A 1,740-nucleotide genomic window follows, 5' to 3' on the forward strand; every position below is an offset into this window, starting at 1 on the left:
CCATTGGCAAGTGGCGCGCGCATAGCCACTTCCCAAAGAGACAGCTACATCATCAGCCGATTGACCTCGTGCCCATGGTCTCGTTCGAGCACTTCACGCAGGTTGTTCGGACCGCACAGGTGCCCAGCACCGCACAGTACAAGCGTGCGCTCCGGCGATGTCGCCGCATGGGCAGCGATGGTCTCAGCCCATTTCCGATTTCTTGTTTCGAACAGGGCGCGACGCATTGCTTCCGTCGTCCCGACCTTTGTGAGCGCTTCAAGCTTCGCGAGGTCGTGCACCCTCCACGCTCGGGCCTTGGCCTCAAAATCTCTTTGAGACGCTGCTGATTGCCGCTGGAGTGCGAATCGGATCGAAAAAATAAGGTCGTCCAAAGGAATGTCGTTGGCGGCGTGTACGAAATCCTCCGCCGTTTCAAGTTCCAGGACATCGCCTGACGACCCGAGCCAAGCTCTCACCGTTGGCTCAACGCCTTCGACACGGGACACCCCTAGCGAGTTCACAACGAGGCACACCCCAAGCAGGCTGCAGCGATCCATGTCGCCAAGCGCGGCTTGGGGCCAAACCTGATCGACTTCCTGTCGCAGGTCGGAGGAAAGATGCCCCGCCTTGAACCGAGCAGGCAACCTCACCAGCTCACCGGCCTTTTCCACCTTCGTCTCGATGTAGATCTTCTCCGCCCAATCGAAGATGCGACGAACGGGATCGATCCACCGTTGCGGGCCAGGCGGAAAGAAATGCAGCGTTCCAAGTATCCGCGTGCCCGTTCCCGCAATTTCGTACAGCATGCTGTCTCCAAAGTTCAGAGGCAGCCTATCACCGCCTCGGCACCCACCGGCTCACGAACCGGTTCAGATCCTTTTTCGGTTGGATCAACGGGGCTTCTTGGGCGCTGCCGGCTTCTTCGGCAGCTTGGCGATCTTCTTGACGGCCTGCTTCGCCCTGAAGTCGAGCAGACCCGGAACGCGCGGGGCGTTGGTCTTCGGTGTTTCTCTGAACATGGTTGGGACTTCAAAGAGCCTGAATGGCCTGCTTGTGGTCGCGAAGCATCGTGTTCGTCTCCTTAACGAGCTGCCGCATCGTCTTCCACTGAGCGCCTGTGTAGGCGTTAAGCGACACCTTGGCCTTTCCTTCTGGGCTTCGCGGCCCGGTTGACTGGTCCCAAGGTCGCCAGGTGCGGATAAGTTCCGCCTGCCGCGCTTTTCGCTCCGGTGTCCACCCATTCGCCATTTCCAACCCCCAAAAGTTTGCTTTGCTGGCCTTCGGCTTTCCCCGCCTGCGCGGAAGCCGAGACGCCATGGTTAATCTGCTGCTGCCCGCTGTTGATGTTGCTCACGTTCTTGGCAAACACCACTTGCCGCGGATACTTCAATTCCACCAGCGCCTGAACGGTTGCCCGACTCTGGGCCTGCGCCTTGAACGACAGCCCGAGGAACGCTTCGAGGTTTCGCTGAAGCCCCTGCTTCTGCGCGCGATCGGCAAGGCTTGTGGAGATGGTCTGCAGCGCGATGGCCTGCCCAATAAGCATCGCCTCCAGGTCCGACAGGTCGCCGGCCTTCACCGCCTTAGAGATGCGCTGCACCTCGGCGACGGTTGCCATGATGTTTCCGTCGCCCCCAATATGCCCTTGGTACGTGCACATCATCAGCGCCGAATTGATGGCTGGATCGACGATGGAGCGGCCGACCACCTCTCCTTCGTTTTCCTTCTCGCCATTCTCCTTCGTGCGCTGCTCGAGCT

Annotated in this window: 3 protein-coding genes; all 3 read right to left on the reverse strand. The window is 59.8% G+C overall.

Annotated features, from left to right (window positions below):
• Positions 1–44: 44 nt before the first annotated feature.
• Positions 45–788, reverse strand: coding sequence for a TraB/GumN family protein (locus tag AC1DY5_RS54345; protein ID WP_478122479.1), 744 nt, complete (start codon positions 786–788; stop codon positions 45–47).
• A gap of 84 nt (positions 789–872) precedes the next feature.
• The gene (locus AC1DY5_RS54350) at positions 873–1,001 is read right to left on the reverse strand and encodes a hypothetical protein (RefSeq protein WP_478122480.1); all 129 of its coding nucleotides are present in this window, start codon (positions 999–1,001) and stop codon (positions 873–875) included.
• 107 nt (positions 1,002–1,108) lie between these two features.
• On the reverse strand, positions 1,109–1,740 hold a 632-nt coding region (locus tag AC1DY5_RS54355; protein ID WP_478122481.1), incomplete at its 5' end, for a hypothetical protein.

It is taken from the genome of Variovorax sp. P4_D9 (assembly GCF_056401695.1).

Bases quoted from the DNA above. Each gene is read 5' to 3' on its own strand.
- AC1DY5_RS54350 (WP_478122480.1), bottom strand. From the start codon at position 1,001: ATGTTCAGAGAAACACCGAAGACCAACGCCCCGCGCGTTCCGGGTCTG.
- AC1DY5_RS54345 (WP_478122479.1), bottom strand. From the start codon at position 788: ATGCTGTACGAAATTGCGGGAACGGGCACGCGGATACTTGGAACGCTG.